The sequence below is a fragment of the Luteimonas vadosa genome (assembly GCF_039543545.1).
In the GTDB taxonomy this organism is placed as follows: domain Bacteria; phylum Pseudomonadota; class Gammaproteobacteria; order Xanthomonadales; family Xanthomonadaceae; genus Luteimonas; species Luteimonas vadosa.
This window is the reverse complement of record NZ_BAABJY010000002.1, coordinates 234128-255104: the sequence shown is the minus strand read 5'-3', so window position 1 is coordinate 255104 and position 20977 is coordinate 234128. Positions and strand designations below refer to the sequence as shown.

The 20977-nt window shown below is 67.4% G+C and carries 16 protein-coding genes; 5 read left to right on the top strand and 11 right to left on the bottom strand.

From position 1 onward, the window contains the following. Positions 1-34 precede the first annotated feature (34 nt). Entirely contained in the window at positions 35-1252 is a 1218-nt protein-coding gene (locus ABD970_RS07035; protein ID WP_345294803.1) for a L,D-transpeptidase family protein, read from the bottom strand. Between the two features lie 173 nt (positions 1253-1425). Between ABD970_RS07035 and ABD970_RS07030 the strand changes: the two genes are divergently transcribed. Next, positions 1426-1938: a GNAT family N-acetyltransferase gene (locus ABD970_RS07030; protein WP_345294802.1), complete on the top strand. Its 513-nt coding sequence runs from the start codon at positions 1426-1428 to the stop codon at positions 1936-1938. A 186-nt stretch (positions 1939-2124) separates the two neighbouring features. Here the strand turns inward: ABD970_RS07030 and ABD970_RS07025 are convergent, their stop codons facing one another. Next, on the bottom strand, positions 2125-3015 hold the full coding sequence (locus ABD970_RS07025) for a LysR family transcriptional regulator (protein ID WP_345294801.1): 891 nt from the start codon (positions 3013-3015) through the stop codon (positions 2125-2127). A gap of 107 nt (positions 3016-3122) precedes the next feature. Between ABD970_RS07025 and ABD970_RS07020 the strand changes: the two genes are divergently transcribed. Genes ABD970_RS07020 through ABD970_RS07010 form a run of 3 tightly spaced genes read left to right on the top strand, consistent with a single transcriptional unit; the run spans position 3123 to position 5238 of the window. Next, on the top strand, positions 3123-3551 hold the full coding sequence (locus tag ABD970_RS07020) for a DoxX family membrane protein (protein ID WP_345294800.1): 429 nt from the start codon (positions 3123-3125) through the stop codon (positions 3549-3551). Positions 3552-3574: 23 nt separating this feature from the next. Continuing rightward, on the top strand, positions 3575-4192 hold the full coding sequence (gene gstA, locus ABD970_RS07015; protein WP_345294799.1) for a glutathione transferase GstA: 618 nt from the start codon (positions 3575-3577) through the stop codon (positions 4190-4192). Then, complete coding sequence (locus ABD970_RS07010; protein WP_345294798.1) at positions 4189-5238, top strand: zinc-dependent alcohol dehydrogenase family protein; 1050 nt, start codon at positions 4189-4191, stop codon at positions 5236-5238. Before gstA ends, ABD970_RS07010 begins: the two co-directional genes overlap by 4 nt. Before the next feature lie 51 nt (positions 5239-5289). Here ABD970_RS07010 and ABD970_RS07005 read toward each other — a convergent pair whose 3' ends face one another. Further along, positions 5290-6465 (bottom strand): serine hydrolase domain-containing protein, encoded by a 1176-nt coding sequence (locus ABD970_RS07005; protein ID WP_345294797.1) that lies wholly within the window; start codon positions 6463-6465, stop codon positions 5290-5292. Between the two features lie 109 nt (positions 6466-6574). Further along, positions 6575-8182 carry an alkaline phosphatase family protein gene (locus ABD970_RS07000; RefSeq protein ID WP_345294796.1) on the bottom strand — a complete coding sequence of 536 codons (1608 nt, stop codon included), beginning with the start codon at positions 8180-8182 and terminating at the stop codon, positions 6575-6577. A gap of 427 nt (positions 8183-8609) precedes the next feature. On the opposite strand from ABD970_RS07000, the gene ABD970_RS06995 reads away from it, so the two are divergent. Continuing rightward, the gene (locus tag ABD970_RS06995) at positions 8610-10205 is read left to right on the top strand and encodes an MBL fold metallo-hydrolase (RefSeq protein ID WP_345294795.1); all 1596 of its coding nucleotides are present in this window, start codon (positions 8610-8612) and stop codon (positions 10203-10205) included. Positions 10206-10298: 93 nt separating this feature from the next. On the opposite strand, the gene ABD970_RS06990 is transcribed toward ABD970_RS06995, so the two are convergent. The 7 genes from ABD970_RS06990 to ABD970_RS06960 form a co-directional block, all read right to left on the bottom strand. Continuing rightward, positions 10299-11978, bottom strand: a complete 1680-nt coding sequence (locus ABD970_RS06990; RefSeq protein WP_345294794.1) for a hybrid sensor histidine kinase/response regulator — start codon at positions 11976-11978, stop codon at positions 10299-10301. Between the two features lies 1 nt (position 11979). Continuing rightward, entirely contained in the window at positions 11980-13140 is a 1161-nt protein-coding gene (locus ABD970_RS06985) for an FIST signal transduction protein (RefSeq protein ID WP_345294793.1), read from the bottom strand. A gap of 69 nt (positions 13141-13209) precedes the next feature. Beyond that, entirely contained in the window at positions 13210-13521 is a 312-nt protein-coding gene (locus ABD970_RS06980) for a hypothetical protein (RefSeq protein ID WP_345294792.1), read from the bottom strand. Between the two features lie 359 nt (positions 13522-13880). Further along, positions 13881-15155, bottom strand: coding sequence for a phospholipase D family protein (locus ABD970_RS06975; RefSeq protein WP_345294791.1), 1275 nt, complete (start codon positions 15153-15155; stop codon positions 13881-13883). Continuing rightward, positions 15152-16624 (bottom strand): type I restriction-modification system subunit M, encoded by a 1473-nt coding sequence (locus ABD970_RS06970; protein WP_345294790.1) that lies wholly within the window; start codon positions 16622-16624, stop codon positions 15152-15154. The genes ABD970_RS06975 and ABD970_RS06970 overlap by 4 nt, the downstream gene beginning before the upstream one ends. Next, entirely contained in the window at positions 16621-18180 is a 1560-nt protein-coding gene (locus tag ABD970_RS06965; protein WP_345294789.1) for a restriction endonuclease subunit S, read from the bottom strand. Before ABD970_RS06965 ends, ABD970_RS06970 begins: the two co-directional genes overlap by 4 nt. Further along, the gene (locus ABD970_RS06960; RefSeq protein ID WP_345294788.1) at positions 18177-20936 is read right to left on the bottom strand and encodes a type I restriction endonuclease subunit R; all 2760 of its coding nucleotides are present in this window, start codon (positions 20934-20936) and stop codon (positions 18177-18179) included. The genes ABD970_RS06965 and ABD970_RS06960 overlap by 4 nt, the downstream gene beginning before the upstream one ends. Between the last annotated feature and the right edge of the window lie 41 nt (positions 20937-20977).

Below are 20977 nucleotides of genomic sequence, written 5' to 3'. Positions count from 1 at the left end.
GCGTCGCGGGGTGCGTTGCCGGCGGTGCCGGGCGTCAGTGGCGCATGACCACCGGCGTGCCGGGCCCCACGACCTTGGCCAGCGCCATGGCGCTCCAGTTGGTCATGCGGATGCAGCCATTGGACGCGGTCTTGCCGATCTTGGTCGGCTCGGGCGTGCCGTGGATGCCGTAGTGCTCCTTGCTCAGGTCGATCCAGACCACGCCGACGGGATTGTTCGGGCCGGGCGGGATCTCCGCCTCCTTCGCATCCGCGTCGGTGCCGGCGATCAGCTCGGGATCGAAGTGCCACACCGGGTCGGTGGCGACGCCAAGCACCTTCCATTCGCCGATGGGCAGCGGGAACTGCGCACTGCCCGTGGTGACCGGGAAGTGCGCGATCACCTTGCCCGACTCGTCCTCGAGCAGCAGCGATTTGTCGGACTCATCCACGACCACGCGCGCGGGCTTGGGCAGGTCCGTGGCGCCGTCGAGCTTCGGCACGACGATCGTCGACCCGGCCACCAGCTCGACGTCCGGGTTGCGCTCGCGCAGCCAGCCCGGCGTGACGTGGAAGCGTTCGGCGACCTTTTCCTCGACCGATTCGAACGGCAGCGCCTCGGCCTGGCTCATCGCCTCCGGACCTTCGGGCGTGTCGGCGAACGGCCCGGCCACGTCGTCGGCGGTCAGCGTGTGGCGCGTGAGCACCGCGGCGTCCGCGCCGCCCAGCGAGGACAGCGTTTCCGAATCCACCTCGCCGGTGACCGGCAGGCCTTTCGCCGACTGGTACGCCTGCAGCGCGCGGCGCGTGTTGCCGCCCATCAGGCCGTCGATCACGCCCGGCGAAAAGTGCGCGCGCTCCAGGAGGATTTGCGCGCGCAGGGTGTCGCCGACCTCGCCGAGGTCGGTGGAGGCTGAGGCGTCCTTGCTTGCGTTGCTGTTGCTGTTGCTGTTGCCATTGGCATCCGCGCCAGCATTGCGGTTCGCGTTGGCGTTCGATGCCTCGGTGCCCGACGCACTCCCGCCCGATGCGTCGCTGTCCGACGTTGCAGCATCGTCTTCGCCCTCGGCGGAGCTCGCGGATCCGGAGGCATCCTGGGCCGCGGTGCTGCCCGCGGCATCTGCCCTGGCCGCACTGCCCTCGTCTTCTTGCGCCTTGGCGCCGGACGCACCCGAGGACTGCGCGTCGGCCGGCCCGCTTGCGAACGCGAGCGCGGCGGGAAGCAGGAGACAGGCCAACGCCTGAGCGAGGGGAGCGCGTGGGATCGAAGTCATCGGCAACACCATTATGGGAAGGTGTTGCCCATGATCACAGGGGCGGCGGGCAGGCGGCGTGAACGGGACGCGCGTCTTTTTTCGCGCACTCGCCACGCGGCAAGGCAGCCGTGCAGCACACGTGCGCCGCCGTGGTTGACGCGGTCGAGACAATCCGTCGCGCAGGCGCGATCATGTTCCACACCCGCCCTGCACCCTGGTGCCCCGTGACCCACGGCCTCGCCATCCACGAATTCCGCGACGACCTCGCCGCGCATTTCCACGACATCAATGTCGAGTGGATCAACGCGATGTTCCGGCTCGAGGACACCGACCGCGACGTCCTGGAGCAACCGCGCGCGCGCATCATCGACCCGGGCGGGCGGATCCTGTTCGTCGAGGCCGAAGGGCTGGGCATCGTCGGCACCTGCGCCCTGCAGAAGACCGGCCCCACCAGCTACGAGCTGACCAAGATGGGCGTGCGCGAAACGGCCCGCGGCAGGAAAGCCGGCGAATGCCTCCTGGCCGCGGTGATCGAGCGCGCCAGGTCGCTGGGCGCCGATCCGCTGTACCTGCTGACCAATTCGAAATGCGCCGCCGCCATCCACCTCTACGAGAAGCACGGCTTCCGGCATGACGCCGGGATCATGGCGCAATACGGCGCGCGCTATGAACGCTGCGACGTGGCGATGCGGTACGTGCGGTGACTTGCAGGGATTGCTCCCCACGCTTTTCTGGCCCGCAGGCGTAGATTCCACCCGCTGGATCGCAAGCCAGGCGACGGGGGTTGAGCCGACGCGCGGACAAGGAAACCGGAGCGGGCCACCACGCGTGCACGGCAACCTGCTCGCAACCGCCAGCGATCCGCGCCTTGTCTGCCTGCGTGCCCTTGGTCAGGCATGCACCAGCCGGGGATCCTGGCTCAGGTGTTCGTACAGCAGGTCGGTCAGTGCCCGGATCCTCGCGACCCGGCGCAGGTCCCGGTGGGTCAGCACCCAGACCTGCGTGTCCATTTCCGGGAGCGGTTCGCGCAGGCAGACCAGGTCCTTGCGCGTTTCACCCAGGGGGCACAGCAACCAGCCCACGCCCAGCCCGGCTGCCACCGCGTCGGCGAGCGTCGGCAAGTGGTTCACCTTCAAGGCGATGCGCTCCGGGGGGACATGCTCGCGCACCCATTTCGCCGACGCCATGTGGGCGTAGGTTTCGTCCAGGCAGACCCACTGGTAGTCGGCCTCCGACGGCGACGGGCCCAGCGAGTCCAGGTAATCGCGGGACGCATACAGGCCCACGCGGACCTTGCCTACGCGCCGCCCGACCAGGGTCGGTGGCGGTTCGTTGGATCCGCGCACCGCGACATCGGCCTCGCGCCGCGTCAGGTTGAGCAGCGAACTGTTGACCACCAGCTCCAGTTCCAGCTGCGGATGCATGCGCCGGAACCGCGCCAGCGCCGGCAACAACATGCTCTGCATCACGACGTCGGGCGCCGTCAGGCGGATGCTGCCCTTGAGTTCCAGGTCGCCGCCGACCACGCGCCGTTGCGCCGCGTCGACCTGCTCGGGGACACCGGACATCTCCGAGGCCAGCGCGTGGCCCTGGGCGGTGAGGGTGTACCCGGCCGGCAGCCGGTCGAACAGGCGGACGCCCAACGTGGCCTCCAGGCTGCCGATGCGCCGCAGCACCGTGGAATGGTTCACGCCGAGCGCCCGCGCCGCCGCGCCGAGCGAGCCGTGCTCGCAGACCGCCAGGAAGTACTGGAGGTCGTCCCAGTGGATCGGCTTGGCCATGGTTGGCACCCCTTTGCAGATTCGCATATCGATTATGCTCGAATTCCAACTTCCGCTGCAGATCAGCCGATCCTAGAGTGCAGACCTCGCCAACGAGGACTGCACCCATGCTGACCCCCGACGTTCTTCCCCACTGGCACCTGCCCGAGCCCCGCAACGCCGCCACCCTGCTGCTGCGCCTGATGCTGGGGCTGATGTGGCTGGCGCACGGCCTGGTCCTGAAGCTGATGACCTACGGCATCGCTGGCTCAGCGGCCTGGCTGGCCTCGATCGGCCTGCCCTCCGCGCTCGCACTGCCCCTGATCCTCGCCGAAACCCTCGGCGGCACCCTGATCCTGCTCGGCCTGCACGGCCGCCGGGCGTCGCTGGCGCTGTTGCCCATCCTGCTGGGGGCGCTCTGGTTCCACGCCGGCAAGGGCTGGGTCTTCAGCAACCCCGACGGCGGCTGGGAGTACCCCCTGTTCCTCGTGTTCGCGTCCGTCCTGCACCTGATCCTCGGCGACGGCAAGTACGCCGTGCGTCCCGAGTCCCGCTGACCCTCATTCCGGAGAACCAGACGATGAAGCTTTATTTCGCCCCCGGCGCCTGCTCGCTCGCCCCCCACATCGTGGCCAGGGAGGCCGGCATCCCGCTCGACCTGGTCAAGGTCGACCTGACGACCCACCGCCTGGCGGACGGCAGCGACTATTACGACATCAATCCGCGGGGCTACGTGCCGGCCCTGGAACTCGACGACCATGCGTTGTTGACCGAGACCGCGGCGGTGGTTCCCTACCTGGCGGACCTGCGTCCGGCCTCCGGCCTGGCGCCGCCGGCTGGCACGATGCAGCGGGTCCGCTTCCACCAGTGGCTGACCTTCATCGCCACCGAGCTGCACAAGGGCTTCGTGCCGCTCTGGCACCCCGAGACCGCGCGCTCGACCGTGGTCGCGGCGACGCGCAAGTTGCGCCTGCGCTTCGACGACCTGGAGTCGCATCTCGACCGGCAGGATTACCTGCTGGGCAAGGACTTCAGCGCGGCCGATGCGTATGCCTTCGCCATCCTCAGCTGGACGGCGGTGCTCAGGATCGACATGGCGGGCTACCCCGCGATCACTGCCTACCTGCAGCGGATCGCCGCCCGACCGGCCGTGCAGGCCGCCCTGCAGGCCGAAGGGCTGTTGCGGGCCGCGGCATGAGCGCGATCGGTGCGCCCTTGCCCGCCTGGCGCGTCCGGCGGGGCGGCGGCATCGCCTCCCTCGCCCTGGGCGAGGGCTCGCCACGCCGGCTCGACGCGCATTCGGTCCGCGTGCGCGTCGAGGCCGTGGCCCTGAACCATCGCGACCTGCTGGTCGCCGACGGCAGGATGGGGACGGGCGACTTCCGCGTGCCCTGCTCCGATGCCGCCGGCGAGGTGGTCGAGGTCGGGGACGCCGTCACCCGCTTCCGGATCGGCGACCGGGTCATGCCGATGTTCTTCCCCGACTGGATCGACGGAGCGCCCCAGCCCCCCAACGTCGCGCAAGCGCTGGGCGGCAACATCGACGGCGTGCTGCAGGGCGAACTGGTCGTCCCCGCCCAAGCCCTGGTCGCCGTACCCCCGCACCTGTGCCCCGAAGAGGCCGCCACCCTGCCCTGCGCCGCGCTCACCGCCTGGCATGCGCTGTTCGAAACCGGCGGCCTGCGCGCCGGCCAGCGCGTGCTGGTGCTGGGCACCGGCGGCGTGGCCATCTGGGCACTGCAACTGGCCAAGGCCGCCGGGGCGCACGTCACCCTGGTGTCCTCGGACGACGCCAAGCTGGCACGCGCCCGGTCGCTGGGGGCCGACGCCACCGTCCACTACAGGCAGGTCCCGGCGTGGGACGACGCGGTGCGCCGCCATCACGAAGGCCGGGGCGTGGACCTGGTGGTCGAGACCGGCGGCAGCGGGACCATCGCGCGTTCGATCGCCGCCACGCGCCTGGGCGGCACCATCGCCCTGGTCGGCGGCGTGGCCGGCGGCTTCGATGTCGCCGTGGATGCCTTCGCCCTGGTCGGCAAGCGCCTCGCCGGCGTCCTGGTGGGCAGCCGGGCGATGGCCGAACGCCTCTGCGACTTCGTCGCCCTCGCCCGGCTGCGCCCGGCCATCGACCGGGTGTTCGCCTTCGAGCACGCGGCGGACGCCTTCGCCCACCTGGCCACGGGCCGGCACGTCGGCAAGGTCGTCGTCCTCGGTCCGGGCATGGCGCGAGCGCGTCGGCGCTGAACCCAGCCCGCGCGCCGTCATGCGACGTGCGCCGGCCGCCCGTGATCCGGATCAGCCCGCGGGCGCTGCGCAGGCGACCGCCAGGGTCCCCGCGATGGCATCCACCAGATGGAAGGGGTCGTCCGGCAGCCGTGCCTCGTCGCTGGCGTTGGTCTGCAACGCCAGGGTGATCCCCGAATCCGCGTAATGGCGAACGAAGGACAGGTAGCCGGGGATGTAGCCACTATGGCCGTAAGCCAGCCCGGCCCGTGTCTGGTCGACGTGGATGCCGAGGCCGTACTGCTGCGACGCGGACTTGCCGCCGGTCGGCGTCGACATCAGCGTCCACGACGCCGGTGACAATGCACGCCCGGCCTGCAGCGCATGCACCCAGCGCGCCATGTCGCCGGCCGTCGATGCATATCCGCCGCCCCCGGACTCGAACTGCGGATTGAAACGCAACGCGCCGTTGTCGAGCACGCGGTCCGCGCCGAACAAGGGGCGCGCGCCCTCGTAGCCCGGCACCAATCCGTCGATGCGCGGCTGGCCGGCCGCGACCGTGCGCGCCAACCGCAATGGCTGCAGGAACGCGCGGTCGATCACCGCCTCCGCCGGTTCGCCTGCCGCCCCCGTGATCACCTGCGCCAGCAGCACGTAGTTGATGTCGCTGTACCCGAACGCCGCACCCGGCACGCCCAGCGCGTCGGCGCGCCGTACCGGCCCGGCCCAGTCGTCGAAGGTCCGCACGCGCAAGGGCTCGGCGATCAGCGCCTGCATGAAGTCGCCGTCGTAAGGCGGATACCCGCTGCGATGCGACAACAGCATCCGCACCGTCACCGCCTCGTCGTTGGGGATCCGCCCCGGCAGGTAGCGCGCGATCGGCGCGTCCAGCGACAGCCGGCCCTGCTCGGTCAGCTTCAGGGCCGCCGCCGCATAGAAGGTCTTTCCAACGCTTCCGGCCAGCATGCGGTCCGCAGGTTGCAATGCGCGCACCGTGTCGGGATCGGCCAGGCCGATCGCGCGCTCGACCGGCTCCGCACCGAGCCCGGGCACGATGGCGGCCGCGCTGAAGCCGGGCGCGGGATTCGTGGCCTGGAACGCGGCCAGGCGGTCAGCCAGGACGCTCCCGACGGCTTCCCGCTTGCATGCAGCCGCGACTTCTACCGCAGACGTGGCGACAGGGACGACCGCGGGTGCAGTCGTGCAGGCCACCAGCAGCGTGGCGAGACCGGCGGCCCAGCACTTCATGGCGTGCCCCGTTTGGAAGACGACGGGAGTCTGGCACACGCCGCAGAACGCGAATGGCCAGCTGCGCGATGCCTCCCGCGCCCCGGCCGTCTCCACGCGTCGCGGCTGCTCAGGGGCCCGGGTCCGCCTCGAGCAGGTCCCTGCCGTCGACCGCATCGCGCGGCCGCACGCCGATCAGGCCGGCGAGGGTCGGCGCGACGTCGACCGTCGCCGCCCGCTGCGCGCTGGTGCCGGGTGCCACCGAGGCGCCATACACCACCAGGGGCACGCGGCGGTCGTACTCGTAGGGCGAGCCATGGATGGCCGTGCCCCAGTCCATCATCACCGCTTGCTTGGGCAACACGTACACGCCCAGCGCCGCCACGGCGAGGTCGCGGATGTAGAGAGGATGCTCGGGGATCCGCCCGGGCCGGTAGGACAGCGCCAGCAGGCCTTCGCGGGTGCGGGGATCGGGGACGAACGCACTGACCTCCTGCTCGGTGTAGGCGCGCTCGATGAAGGGAAACCGTTCGATCCTGCGCGCCGCCGCCGCCGCCCGCGCCACGGGATCCTCGATGCCCTCCGCCGCCGCATACGCGGCCTCGGCCAGTTCGCGCGCCGTCTCCTGGCTGACGCGCACGCCTTCGTCGGAGCCATCCAGGCGTCGCTGTTCCGGCGTGGTGTTGACGCCGTGGTCGGCGGTGAGCGCCATGACCCACTGCCCCGCGCCGACCAGTTCGTCCAGCCGCGCCATGAACCGTCCCAGCGCCACGTCCAGCTTCAACACCGCGTCGGTCTGCTCGTGGCTGAAAGGTCCGTAGGCGTGGCCGATCTCGTCGAGCGAATTGAGCGAGATCGCCAGCACGTCGGGGATGTCGTCCGCGCCGAGTTCCAGCCGCTCGGTCGCGAGCGCGGCCAGTTCGAGCGTGGCCTGGTCCGCCGCCGGCGTCCCCGTCAGCCAGGCCAGGCGCTTGGATGCATCCGCCGGCGCCAGGTAGGGGAAGGCGCGCTGGCCGTCGCCGTTCTCGAACGCCGAATCGTCGGGCCGCAGCTGCGCGGCCAGGGCGGCCGGGATCGACGAGCGCCAGTCGGTGCCGGCCAGCTCGCGCACCCGGCCGTCGTTGAACGCGACCACCCAGTCCGGCACTGCGGGCGCGTAGTTGTCGTTGGTGATGTAGGGCCGCCCGTCGCGGGCATACCAGAACACCGGGCCGCGCAGCTGACCGGCATACACGCGCGGCGCATCGTTGGAGCCGATCGCCGCGAACTTCGCCCGCGGGTCCTGCGCCACGACCCATTCGGGCAAGGTGGCCGCATCGAGTGCATACGGCGCACCGTCGCGTCGGTCGACTACCGAGAACGCCGACTTCAGTTCCACGCCCGCCGGCCCGATCTCGCGCCAGATGTTGTCGACGATGCCGTGGCGGCGCGGATAGGCACCCGTCAGGACCGTGGTGTGCCCCGGCAGGGAGTTGGTATAGGCGTGGTCGACCCACGCGTCCGGGAAGTCGCGCCCTTCCGACAACAGCCGCTGGAACCCGCCGGTGAAATAGGGGCGATAGCGCGTGAGGTAGTCGGCGCGCATCTGGTCGACGACGACCACCACCGCGAGGCGTGGCGTCGGGGCCGGGACCTGCGCGGCTTCGGCGGCGACTTCCGCGCGCGGCGCGTGCGTGCACGCGGCTTGGGCCAGGCAGGCCAGCCACAGGATGGTGGCCGGGATGGGGGCTGCGCGCATGATCGACTCCAGAAGTGGATGGGGCGGGAGGCCGCAAGTTGCGGCCAGTCAGGACGCTAGCTTCCGCGACTCACCCGCGCGAGCAAACAGGATGCACCACTGACAGGGATGCCTCGCAGCAGCGAAAGGTCGCAGGTGCGGCAGACGCTGAAATATTCCTCGTCATGCGGTCGATCTTGCAAGGTCGCAATGGAGCCACATGCGCGAAGCGAGCCAACGCCGGTTGCACCGATCGCGTCCTCGATCATCCGGAGGGTAACCGGAACGAAGAAGTGAAGGCTTCCGCATGCATCCTGGTTCCTTCCGTTGCCTGGTTCCACCTGCGGGACTTACGGCACTTTCGCGGCGCAAGGGATGCGGTTGCACTGGCCCGTGCCGTGTGCCCGCGCCATGCGGCATCGCGCCATTGCCCGGAAGGAGAACGACGATGGATCGCAAGACTGCCGCCGCCGCGCTCGCCAGCCTGCTTGCCGTCGCAACGACGCCCGCGGTGCGGGCCGCGGAGGAAGTCGCCCGGTTCCAACAGGCCGCCGACCTGGTCGCGCGTGCCCTGGCGGCGCATGGCGCCGCGCACGAGGACGTTTTCGCGCGCCAGGTCGAAGTCACGCTGACCGGCCGCTACGACCTCGCCACGCGCGTGCAGGGCCGCCGCTTCGAGGCCACGGAGTGGACGCCGATCCGCGAGCGCATCAGCATCGCCTCCGCCGACGGCCCCGTGGCCTACGACGTCGACGCCTACAACTACGCCGGCTCGCGGCAGTCGCTACGCGAGATCCACGACGCCGGCCCCTTGTTCGTCGACCTGCGCGCCGGCCACGGCAGCCACCTCCCCTTCACCCTCACCGACGATGCCAAGGACCGCTATCGCCGCTACCTGCCGCACCTGTTGCTTCGCGACGCCGCGCGGCAACGCGCCACGCTGCGCATGGCCCCCGCCCGACGCTTCCGCGACTGCGACGCGGAGTCCGTCGACTACGCCACCGCCGCCGGCCAGCGCCTGGTCGTGCACCTCGACCGCGGCACGCACCTGGTCTGCGGGGCGTCGGCCGTCATCGCGATGCCGGTGCTGGGCGACAGCCAGGTCGACTATCGCTGGGGCGACTATCGGCAGGTCGACGGGGTGCAGGTGCCCACCTCGTTCGCTGCCTGGCTCAACGGGCGCCCACTGAAGCAGGCGACGCTGCAGGTGCGCTTCGCCACCGATTCCGCCGCGCTCCTGCCGCCGGAAGGCGCCAACGTCGGCGCTGCGCCGGACACCTTGCGCCGCCTCGCCGACCTGCCTCCCGCCGGCACGCGGCCGCCGCGCATCGAGCAGGTCGTGCCTGGCGTGCACATGGTCCAGGGCCTGCGCCCGGGCTTCCGCACCCCGATCATCGAATTCGACGACTTCCTGCTGGTGGTGGACGCGCCCGCCGGCTTCCACGACATCCAGCAGATCCCGCCGTTGTGGGGCTCGCCCGGCGACAGCGTCGACGCGCTCGGCGAGAAGCTGCTGCGCGCCGCCGCACAGGCCGCGCCCGGCAAGCCGGTGCGCTACCTCGTCCTGACCCACCACCACGGCGACCACATCGGGGGCCTGCGCCCGCTGGTGCGCGAAGGCGCCACGCTGGTGGCCACCGCACCCGTCCTGCAGGCCGCGCGCCACGCCCTCGCCGCACCCCATCGCCTGGCGACACTGGCCGGATCGCCGGTCCCGACGCCCAAGGTCGAGGTCTACGGCGGTGAGAAAACCATCGCCGACGAGCGCATGGAAGTGCGCCTGATCGAACTGCCCGCCGGCAACCCCAAGGCCGAAGGCTTCACCGTCGTCTACCTGCCCCGGCAGCGCTTCCTCTACACCACGGCCTTCCTCTACGCCGTCGATGCCGGCACCCCGCCCCCGCCCGAATCGGTGCCGCTGTCGCGGTGGTTCCTGGACTGGCTGGACCAGTCAGGCCTGGAGGTCGACGTCCACTACAACCTGCACGCCGGCGGATTGATCGAGCCGCGGCACGTGGAGGCGATCAGGGCGCTGCCCGACTAGCGGACCGCAGCGACCAGCCAACGCTTGCCGGCACGCTCCTGCCCAGGAAAAGATTTGAGGTGCCGCGACTGAGAGCGGGGATCGCGCGACCGGTCAGCCCGACCCGGCCGCGTCGCCGTCGCCGCCCTCACTTTCGGTCAGGCTGCGGATGGTCTCGTGCAGGTGCGCGGGATTCACCGGCTTGACCAGGAATGCATCGAAGCCCGCGGCCTCGGCGCGCTCGCGGTCGGACGGCTGGCCGAATCCGGTCAATGCCACCAGCGGTGGCGCCTCCGGTCCCAGGTCCTCGCGCAGGCGGCGGGCCAGGGTCAGCCCGTCCATCCCGGGCATGCCGATGTCCAGCACCGCCACGTCGGGCGCGAACGCGGGGGCCTGCGCCAGCGCTTCCTCCCCGCTGAGCACGCTCAGCACGGCGCAACCGCTCATGCGCAGCAGCAGGGCCGTGGTGGTCAGCGCGTCGGCGTTGTCGTCCACCACCAGCACCCGCGCCGGGGCGTCGGCGAGCTTGGGCCGGGACTCCGCCTGGGACTTTTCGTCGTCATCGATGCGCGGGGCAAGTGGCAATTCCACGCGGAACACGCTGCCCTTCCCCGGCCCCTCGCTCTCGGCCCAGACCCGCCCGCCATGCTGGCGCAGCAGGTTGCGCACGATCGCCAATCCCAGGCCCAGGCCGGTGCCGCCGGACGGCGTGCGGTGGCCCTGCTCGAACATGTTGAACACCCGCTCCAGCTGTTCCGGTTCCAGGCCGATGCCCTGGTCGTGGATGGACACGCGCACCGCGTCCTGCAAGGCCTCGGCCTCCACGCGGATCTCGGCGCCCTCGCCGCTGTACTTGGCGGCGTTGTCGAGCAGGTTGGTGAACACCTGCACCAGGCGGGCACGGTCGCCCAGCACGGGCAGGCCGGAACCGGGCACCTTCCAGCGCAGGCGCTGCTGCTTGCGCGACCACTGCGGGCCGGCCTCGCGCGCCAGCACCAGCACGTCGCCCAGGTCGAGCAACGCGCTGTCCAGGGTGAGCTGGCCGCGCGCGATGCGCGAGACGTCCAGCAGGTCCTCCACCAGGCGCTGCATGTGGTGGACCTGGCGCTTCACCACGTCCAGTTCCGGGCGCCAGTCGCCGCGCATGCGCAGCACTTCCAGGGTCATCACGATCGGCGACAAGGGGTTGCGCAGCTCGTGGCCGAGCATGGCCAGGAATTCGTCCTTGGCGCGCCCGGCCTCTTCGGCGCGGCGCGCCTGTTCGCCCAGCTGCCGCACCGTGCCGTCGAGCTTCAGCCGGGTCTCGTCCAGGGTCTGGGCCTGGGCGGCGAACTGGCGCATCTCGCTGCGCGCGGTGCGCAATTCCCCGGCCAGCGCGCGCGCGCGCTGCTCGCCCGCCACCGCGGCCGCAACCAGTTCCCACAACGGTTCCAGCGGGGCCAACGCACCGGGGTCGGGCTGGCCGCCGACCAGCACCAGGGCCACCGCCCCGTTGGAATGGGCCAGCACCGGTTGCGTGCCGCCACCGGCCAGGTCCTCCACCTCGCAGCGCCGCGTGCCTGCGTCGCGCAGCGCCTGCAGCAGGCCGCGCCAGCCCTCGCCGCGCGGCAGCGTCTGGCGCACGCCGCGCACCGGCAACATCACCCCGGTGTCGTCATCCCGCGCCAGCAACAGCCCGCCCTCGGCACCGGCTTCCCGCGCGAACGCGTCCAACGCCTGCGCGCGCCCGGTCTCCTGCGCCAGGCGGCAGGCCCAGGCGACGGCGCTCGCATCCACGGGCGCGGTGGCCTCCATGTCAGCGGGCGATCACCAGCACCACCGCCGTGCAGTTGTGGAACCCGCTGAACTGGCCCTCGGCGCGCGCGATCTGGCCGTAGGTGTTGCAACCCACCATCTGCGCGTCGCCCAGCCGCTCGACCACCTCGTCGAGCTCGAACTCGAACTGCGCGCCCAGCCGCAGGCGCGTGGCCACGCAGTCGAAGAACATCGCCGCCCCGGGCGCATGGCCGTCGAGCGCCGCGACCGCGCTCTCGGTGGCGCGCGCCGCCGCCAGCGCGGCCGACTCGCTGGAGCTGCTCATGATGTGCACCCGCGCGTGTTCCGGGATCTCCGCCGCGCAGGTGATGCTGCCGTCCTCGTGCACCGCCAGCGGCACCCGCAGGCGATAGCCCTCGCCGGTATCGATGCCGAGGATGTTGTGCAGGAAGTACGGCAAGGGATCGGCGTGGTCGAAGGCCTGGCCTTGCTCGCGGGCGTGCGCCTCGAAGGCCTCCACCGCCGGCTGGCCGTTGAGTCCCACCAGGCGCATGCCGTCGACCTCGGTGGCGCGCAGCGGCGCGCTGGCCGGCTGCCAGCCGTGGCCCACGCCCACGCCGATGGGCTTGTCGCTGAGGATCTCCAGCGCCACCGCGGCGTCGGTGTGCGCCTGGGTGCCATGGAAGACGTGGGTGCGCAGGAAGCGCGCGTCGTCGCCGGCGCCGCCGCCGGCCAGCACGTAGCGGCCGGAGGTGCGCAGGGTCAGCTCCTCCACCAGCGCCTCGGCGTGGCCGGCCAGCGCATCGCTCATCACCAGCGCCGCGCGGTAGGGATGCTCGCCGTCCAGGCCCTGGAAGCCGGACACCAGTTCGCGCGCGGCCGCGCGCCCGTCGCGGCTGATGCCGTGGCCGACGCCGACCGAGAACTTCAGGTGCTGCGAACGGATCGCCAGCGCGCTGGCCGTGCCGGTGCCCGCCGTGCCGTGGGTGAACTCGCCGGCCGACGACGAGCCGACCAGCAACACCGGGCTGCACGCGGCCTGCAGGCCTTCGAGCAGCACCGAGAAATCGAAGGCCGAGGACGCGAACAGGATCAACGCATCCGGCGCCCCGTCGAGCTGCCGGGTGACCTGCTGCCCGAGGTCGCGCGCCGCGGCGGCGGCGTCCTGCTCGGTGGTGTGGACGGCGGCGACTTCGGTCATGGCGTCTGGAATCCCCTGGGTCAGACGCGAAAGTTTAAGGTCGCCTTCGCGCACGGCCTCACGTGGCTTTCACGTGGTCGGGCTCGGCATCTCCAAGGGCGAAATGCCACGAATGGGCCGCGCCACGTTAATTACCTCCGTCCCCTTTTTCTTCAGCGCAACCGCGAAGACGAGACCGACTGCCGCGGTCAGGACCTTGAGCGCCAGGCCCATCCGCTCGCCCGCGATCTGCGCGTCTATCAGGCGCGCGTGCCTGCGCAACACCGCCGCCGCCAGGCTGTCTTCGGGCGCGCCGGCGTTGACCTCGCGCATGGCGATCTCGACCGGGTCCGGCGTGTCGGGCTGCGGACCTTGCGCGGCCCCGTGAACGTCCCTGCTCATCGTCGCACCCCCCCGGCCCGAATCGGCGAGTCTAGGGCAGATTCAAGTCCCCGGGGAAAGCGCTGCAATGGCGCCATCGCGGCAGGGAGACGCCCTCCTCCCCCGACAATCCGGCGCCTTCGCAACGTCAGTGCCGGGTCCCGAGGTGTTGCCGGGGGTAAACCTCGTCAGCAGCGCAACCCTCGCCGTTACGGGTCACTCGGCTCAGCGCTGCACCACCGTCGCGCCGCCGCGCTCCAACAGCTCCAGCACCGCGACCGTCATCGCTTCGGAAATTGTCCCTGACACCATTCTCGCCGGTACATCATTGTGCTGGTGGAGGCTTGGGTTCAGTTAAACCTGTTACGTTCGGGAGTGGTCTACAGCTGCCTGACAGCAAAGCCGAAATAACGAAGAATCTTTGTGGTCCTTCCATTGATCACGGGCAAATCTTCCCTGTTGTGCCACCCGATTAGTTCCTGCACATTCGCCTGACCGAACGCACTAGGCTTCTCAACCGCGCCATACAACACATTCGCCATCCGCTGCACCAACTCGTCTTCTCCATGAACGAGATAGGCGAGACACTCACGCACGACTCTAGGGTCGTTACCGCCAATAAATGCCTTCCGAAGGCCCGGTATGCCCCCAGCATGAAAGCGAAGGCTATCGTGGAAGGAATGAAGCGTCAGGAGCGCGTCGAACAACGCATCGTCCGAAGCTTCCCTGATCGTCTTCGGCGCCCCGAAGACCTTCAATAGCCGCGGGTAGTTCGTCTCTACGATTCTGGTTTCGAGGTGGGGCCAAGTAGTCGCATGCCACTGATCCAAGGCCTTCCTCAACTCGTCCTGTCTGTCAGCATTCCACCCAACGGGCCTCTCGGCCCACGTTTCCCCCTTAGCGATATGGTCGCGGACGAAGCTGAAAAATGAGTCGATTTCCAACCGGAGCGGCAGTCGATCTTCTGCAACCTTCCTTCTCCCATCTGCTTCGAATTCTTCGCGGATCGCACGAAACGCCGACACTGTTTCTTGGTAGACCTTGCGGTACCCCTCGACGAAGATGTTCTCTTTGGACTTTGACACTCTCCCCCGATCAATGTTTTCAAACCTTACGTTGCCCAGCGACTCCCCTACGGCGCGATCAAACTGCGACACCTGGTCATCCAACTTTTTGTGCGCTTCATACACAGCTCGGTACTTATCGAGCGCTTCCGGATCGAGTACGGAAGCCTGACTCCAGTACTCGCCGAAAAGCGTCGAAAGATCGATGAATCTATGGTCCTCGCAATCAATCGCAACCATGATTTCCTGGTTGGATAGAACGGCCGACCCGGTTAGGTTTGCTGAACCTACGAACGCTACCCGGCTTCCGAAGACGTACAGCTTGGGGTGAAATGTCGCGTCAGTGAAAAAACGAACATCCACGTTCCGGTCGTCCATCGCTTCCTTTAGAGCTTTTGGCGAAGTTGGAAAACCTAGGCGCACTACTAAACGAACCTGCTTGCTCTTAAAGGCTATCTCGCGCAGCACCGCATGATCCGTAAAAAATGCAGAGGCAATATAAACGGGCTCGCCCGCCTCTCCCGCCGATAGCAACGCGTGTCGAATAAAGTCTCCGTGGCTATTCCTGTTGGTCAGAAGCGTCCTGATCATTTGTCCTCCGGCTCAACTGCCAGTTCATCAGCCACGCTCTGGAATGCCTCTAACGCCGCCTGAAGGTTATCGACAATCTCCGTCGCAATTACATCGGGCGGAGGAAGGCTGTCGACGTCGTCGAGGCTGTCGTCCTTGAGCCAGAAGATGTCTAGGTTCAGCTTGTCTCGCTTGAGTAGATCCGCGACGTCGAAGTGTTTGAAGCGGTCGGTTTCCTGGCGCTTGCTGCGGTTGCCAGCGGCGTAGCAGGCGATGAAGTCGTCGAGGTCGGCTGCCTTCAGAGGGCTCTTCTTCAGGGTGAAGTGTTGGTTGGTGCGCAGGTCATAGATCCACAGCGCCTTGGTGTTGGGCTTGCCATCGGCGCGGGGTGGATGCTTGTCGAAGAACAGGATGTTCGCTTTCACGCCTTGGGCGTAGAAGATGCCGGTGGGCAGGCGCAGCAGGGTGTGGAAGTCGAACTGCTCCAGCAGGCGCTTGCGGATGCCTTCGCCGGCACTGCCGGCCTCGAACAGCACATTGTCGGGCAGCACGACGCCGGCGCGGCCGGTGGACTCCATCACCGTCATGATGTGCTGGAGGAAGTTGAGCTGCTTGTTGCCCGTGGTGAACTTGAAGTCTTCGCGCTCGTAGTCCTCGCGTTCGGTGTTCACCCCTCCGTCTTCGCCGATGACCTTGTAGCTGCTCTTCTTGCCGAAGGGCGGGTTGGTCAGGATGACGTCGTAGCGCTCGCCGGGGTCGTTGGCCAGCGCGTCGCCGGAGCGGATCGGCGATTCACCGTTGCCGATGCCGTGCAGATAGAGGTTCATGCCGCACAGGCGCACGACCTCGTCGACGATATCGGTGCCGCTCAGCGAGTGCTCACGCAGCTTGCGCTGCTGGGCGCGATCCTGCGACTGCACCTTCATGTGGTCGTAGGCTGACAGCAGGAAGCCGCCGGTACCGCAGGCCGGGTCGTGCACGGTCTCGCCGATGCGTGGGTCGATGACTTTGACCATGGCGTCGATCAGCGGGCGCGGCGTGAAGTACTGGCCCGCGCCGGACTTCACCTCGGCGGCGTTCTTCTCCAGCAGACCTTCGTAGATCGAGCCCTTCACGTCTACGCCGATGCCGATCCACGTCTCCGCATCGATTAGCGAGACCACACGCTTGAGTTTGGACGGATCGGTCAGCTTGTTCTGCGCCTTGCGGAAGATGGTGCCGATCAGGCCCTTTTCCTTGGCCAACGCCTCCAACGCATGGCGGTACTGGAGTTCCAAGTCGTCGCCCGACAGCTGCGCCAGCCTATCCCAGCGCCACTTGGCCGGAATGATGGACGCCTCCCCCAGCAGGTCGCTGCGCTCCTGGTCCATCTTGAGGAACAGCAGGAAGGTGATCTGCTCGACGTAGTCGCCGTAGCTGATGCCTTGATCGCGCAGGACGTGGGCGTAGTTCCAAACCTTGGAAACGAGGGAGCTGTAGTCGTTGCTCATGCTGTGGTCTTCTTCTTGCGGCCACTCTTTGGCGCGCTGGTGTTTGCGCCGCGTTCGGCGGCAATTCGCTCCAGGAGGAGCGAGGCAGGCTCGTCGACCGGATCTTGTGACACTAGTCGTCCACGGAAGGCTTGGCTCAATGTCGATTGCCGAACGGCCGCCACCTGCGCCGCAAACCTGAGTGTCTCTGCGAGAAGTTGTTCTACTGATCCGACTTGAGTTCTGATCTGATCCACAATGGCCTGCTGCTCAGCCTCTGGGGGGACTGGGACTACAAGAGCACGAATCTCCTTGAGGTTGAGCCGAGGGCGCCCCACGCCATGGATGATGGTCTTGGTTCTCTTGCGAGATGGCGGGGAGTTCAGGAAGGCCATCACGCACTCAGAAACCACAAGAGGGCTAGTCTTAAATCTGACACAGTCGGCCTTCACGATCGCTGGCCCAAGGTCTGGAGGCACCAAGCAGACCCTTGGGAGTGATTCGCCCAGTGCCGAAATCAACAGGTCTCCAGCAAAGATATGATGCTTCTTTAGCCGGTCGAAATGAGCGCGCGAGATATGCGCATGAACATCGGAGAAGACGCCGTCCTTGATGTTCTGAAGTCGAACTACACGCGGCCCGCTATCCGTGTAGTGCTCCGTTTTCAGGTTCGAGCCAAACGGACCATCGGTAACTGCGTACTTCTCGGGGGCGGCAATCTGATCCAATGAAGCCCACGTCCAACCTTGCGCCAAATCGGGCAGGCCCGCCGTGTCTGGCGCCGCTGGTTCCTTGTACTTCTCCTTCCACTTGTCGTTGGCAGGCTTTATGCCCTTGGCCTTCATCTTCTCCAGCTCGGCCTTTTCCCAGGCTTCGCGGCGGGCGGTGAGGATGCGGGCGAGCAGGGCCACGCCGGATTCCAGCGTGTCCTTGTTCTTCTCGCGCCACGCGCGCGTGAGTTCGCCGGTGACGGCGGCCTTGAGGACGGCCTGGCGGTAGCGTTCCACCAGTATCGAAACCCGCTCCAGCGCACGCTCGCCTTCGTCGATGCGGCTGAAGAGTTCGTCGATTTTGGACGCGATGCGCTGCTGTTCTCCTGCCGGCGGAATAGGCAGCGGACGCTCCAGGATATGCCCCGCTTTCAGATTGTTGATGTTCGAGCCCTTCGACACTTCCGAAACCGCATTGCGGTACGCCTTGGTTTGGAAGTAATAGGCGAGCAGCGACGGAACGATTGCCTGGGATGGGCGGATGACCCCACAGAACGCACCGAAACCGCAACGCTGGGGCGATCTGGCGATTGCGGCCTTGCCGACAACACTCTTGCTGCCACTCGACATCGCGAGCACAACGTCGCCATCGCGCACTATCTGCTCATCGGAAACGAAACGTTCGGGGACGAAAACAAGATCGTCGAAGTTCAATCCATCACCGATGTTGGTCGCGCGCAGTATGCCCACCAAACCTGGCGCCGGGGCCTTCTTTGCGTGTTCTTTCGAATAGGTAACGCCTCGGACAAAATGAGCCACATCACCAACGGTCGCTAGCTCCCATCCGGGCGGCAGTTCATCCGTCATGCCGCCAGCGCCTCCGTCAGATCATCCAACATCCCGTTCAACTCATTCCCGAACAGCTTGCGCGCAGCCACCACACCACCCCACTCCGTGAACGGGTGATCGCGCATTAGGTCGGCGGGCCCGATCTCCACATTGGCGGCGAGATATTCCTTGATGGCACGTAGCCAGTTCATCTGATCCTCGTTGAAGTCGCGGCCCGCCTTCTTCTGGCGGCCGATCCACAGGTTGAATTTCTGCTCGACGCGGGCCGCATAGGGCTCCAGCACATCAGCCTGGCCGGTGGCGAAGCGCACCAGCGAAATGATATCGGTGAGCACCTTGTCGCTGGGGGCGCCGCGCACGAGCGACGCCTCCAGCCGCTTGTAGGCTTGCCAGACATCCGCCGTGGTGAGGTGGTGCGGTGGGTCGGCCAAGCTTGAAGCCAGCTCCTTGATGCTCTGATAGGTAAGGCGGCGCTTCGGGTAAGGCTGGCTGTAAAGGATTTGTAGCGCCAGCAGCTCGTTCTTGTTCGCCTCGATGAACTCGCGGAAGGTCGTGGTGCGCTTTTCAGCCTGCTTGAGGTCGTAGCCAGCGGTGGTGACTTCGTCCGTGGTCAGCTCATCGATAACGATGTCGGTCTTCTTCTTGATCGCCTTGATCAGGTTGCGCAGCTCGGCGCTGTCCAGTGGTTGGCAGGCGTCGTCCCGTAGTTCCGTCTCTACGGCTTTGACTTGCTCGGGGGTGGCAGCCTCGGCGCTGCCATGACGCTCGATCAGCTCGGCCTCGATGATGTCCGGGCTAATGGCCTTCAGCAGACGGCTCGCCAGCGCCTTGAGCGAGGTGCCCTGCGCCGCGTTGGCGATGCGCTGGCGATCTTCGTCGTCGATCTGCCGGTCCAGCGCCGCGAGGCGGGCGGCGAGGCTGGAGATGGCGTCCTCGTCGCGCCGACCCTGGGCGATCTGGTCGATGAGCTTGTCGAAGGCCAGCGTGCGCTTTCGTTCCAGCGGCTGACTGATGCTCTTCTTGCCCTCGGTGACGCCGACGGCATCGATCAGCACGAAGCGCGTCTTGGTCTGCGCGTCGGGCGTGACCTGCCTGAGGTCGGCGTCCTTGACGCTGCGCACGCCGCGGCCCTTCATCTGCTCGTAATACCCTTCGGACTTCACGTCGCGCATGAAGATCAGGCATTCGACCGGCTTGATGTCGGTGCCGGTAGCGATCATGTCGACGGTGACAGCGATGCGCGGGAAGGGGTCGACACGGAAGGCAGCGATCAATTCCTTGGGCTTCTCGCTGGTCTGGTAGGTGATCTTCTTCGCGAAGTCATTGCCCGCGTCGAAGACCTCGCGCACGGCGTGCACAATCTCCTCGGCGTGGTTGTCGTCCTTAGCGAAGATCAGGGTCTTGGGCACCCACTGACCGGTGCGACCGGGGAACAGCTCGGTGAAGAGATTGTCCTTGTAGCAGCGCAGCACGGCGCGGATCTGGTTCGGCACCGTGACCGAGCTATCCAGCTCCTGCCGGGTATAGGGCAGGTCTTCATCGATTTGCTTGTAGCGGATTGCACGCGTTCGTCGGTCGCGTACGGGCACGTGGAAATTGGCATCCACTACGCCACCCTCGTCGCCAACGCGGGTGCGGATACGGAAGACCTCAAAGCCTACGTTGACGCCATCCACGACCGATTGCTCGTAGGGATACTCGGCGACGAGGTTGCTGTTGAAGAATCCCAGCGTGTGCTTGCTGGGCGTGGCGGTGAGACCGATCAGGTGGGCGTCAAAGTACTGCAGGACCTGTCGCCACAGGCCATAGATCGATCGGTGACACTCGTCGGTGACGATGACATCGAAGGTCTCGATGGGAATGGCGGGGTTATAGGCAACGGGGCGCAGTTCGCCATCCTCATTGCTCCAGGTCTCGAAGGCAGAGCGCTCCTCGTTCGACTCGTCCAATTCTTCGCCACGCAGCATGGCGTAGAGGCGCTGGATGGTGGTGATCACCACCTTGGCGTCGGGGTCGATGCGATTGCCGTGCAGGTGCTGGACGATGTAGGTCTGTACGAACTTGCGACCGGAGCCAGGCGGATCGTAGTTCTGGTACTCCTTGAGGGTCTGGTCACCGAGGTTGTTGCGGTCGACCAGAAACAGGATGCGGCGGGCCCTGGCGTGCTTGAGCAGCCGCCAACTGAAGGTGCAGGCAGTGAAGGTCTTGCCCGCACCAGTGGCCATCTGGATCAGCGCGCGGGGTTTGTCCTTGGCCAGTGAGGCTTCCAGGCCGATGATGGCGTCGACCTGACAATCGCGCAGGCCAGCTGGGTCCAGCGGCGGCATCTGGCGCAAGCGCGCGCGGAACGTCGGGTTCTCTTCCAGCCAAGATCGCAGCGTGGCGGGCTGATGAAAGGCAAACACGCGCCGTGACCGGGCTGTCGGATCGGCGTTGTCACGGAAATAGGTTTCCTCCCCTGTGGATTCGTAATCAAACCGGAGACCGCCATCCCAGCACTTGACGTGGTCCGGCAACGCTGCCAGGTAGCGCGACGCCTGCTCGGCGACGCCGCTCAGCGTCTTGCCGAGCCTCTTCGCTTCAATGACGCCGCAGGCCATCCCTCGCACGAACAGGAGGTAGTCGCAGGGGCCTGCGGTGGTGTGGAACTCGCGCACGGCGACCCCTTCGGCCGCATTGCGATTGAAATCGTCCATCGACTGGACCGCCCACCCTGCGGCAGTCAGCAGCGAATCGATGCATTCCCTTGCCCGCTGTTCCGGCGTCAATTGCACGATGCGCCTCCTTGTGCCACGGGCCGCCCCCAAGGTGCCCG

Bases quoted from the DNA above. Each gene is read 5' to 3' on its own strand.
- ABD970_RS07035 (WP_345294803.1), bottom strand. From the start codon at position 1,252: ATGACTTCGATCCCACGCGCTCCCCTCGCTCAGGCGTTGGCCTGTCTC.
- ABD970_RS07030 (WP_345294802.1), top strand. From the start codon at position 1,426: ATGTTCCACACCCGCCCTGCACCCTGGTGCCCCGTGACCCACGGCCTC.
- ABD970_RS07025 (WP_345294801.1), bottom strand. From the start codon at position 3,015: ATGGCCAAGCCGATCCACTGGGACGACCTCCAGTACTTCCTGGCGGTC.
- ABD970_RS07020 (WP_345294800.1), top strand. From the start codon at position 3,123: ATGCTGACCCCCGACGTTCTTCCCCACTGGCACCTGCCCGAGCCCCGC.
- gstA (WP_345294799.1), top strand. From the start codon at position 3,575: ATGAAGCTTTATTTCGCCCCCGGCGCCTGCTCGCTCGCCCCCCACATC.
- ABD970_RS07010 (WP_345294798.1), top strand. From the start codon at position 4,189: ATGAGCGCGATCGGTGCGCCCTTGCCCGCCTGGCGCGTCCGGCGGGGC.
- ABD970_RS07005 (WP_345294797.1), bottom strand. From the start codon at position 6,465: ATGAAGTGCTGGGCCGCCGGTCTCGCCACGCTGCTGGTGGCCTGCACG.
- ABD970_RS07000 (WP_345294796.1), bottom strand. From the start codon at position 8,182: ATGCGCGCAGCCCCCATCCCGGCCACCATCCTGTGGCTGGCCTGCCTG.
- ABD970_RS06995 (WP_345294795.1), top strand. From the start codon at position 8,610: ATGGATCGCAAGACTGCCGCCGCCGCGCTCGCCAGCCTGCTTGCCGTC.
- ABD970_RS06990 (WP_345294794.1), bottom strand. From the start codon at position 11,978: ATGGAGGCCACCGCGCCCGTGGATGCGAGCGCCGTCGCCTGGGCCTGC.
- ABD970_RS06985 (WP_345294793.1), bottom strand. From the start codon at position 13,140: ATGACCGAAGTCGCCGCCGTCCACACCACCGAGCAGGACGCCGCCGCC.
- ABD970_RS06980 (WP_345294792.1), bottom strand. From the start codon at position 13,521: ATGAGCAGGGACGTTCACGGGGCCGCGCAAGGTCCGCAGCCCGACACG.
- ABD970_RS06975 (WP_345294791.1), bottom strand. From the start codon at position 15,155: ATGATCAGGACGCTTCTGACCAACAGGAATAGCCACGGAGACTTTATT.
- ABD970_RS06970 (WP_345294790.1), bottom strand. From the start codon at position 16,624: ATGAGCAACGACTACAGCTCCCTCGTTTCCAAGGTTTGGAACTACGCC.
- ABD970_RS06965 (WP_345294789.1), bottom strand. From the start codon at position 18,180: ATGACGGATGAACTGCCGCCCGGATGGGAGCTAGCGACCGTTGGTGAT.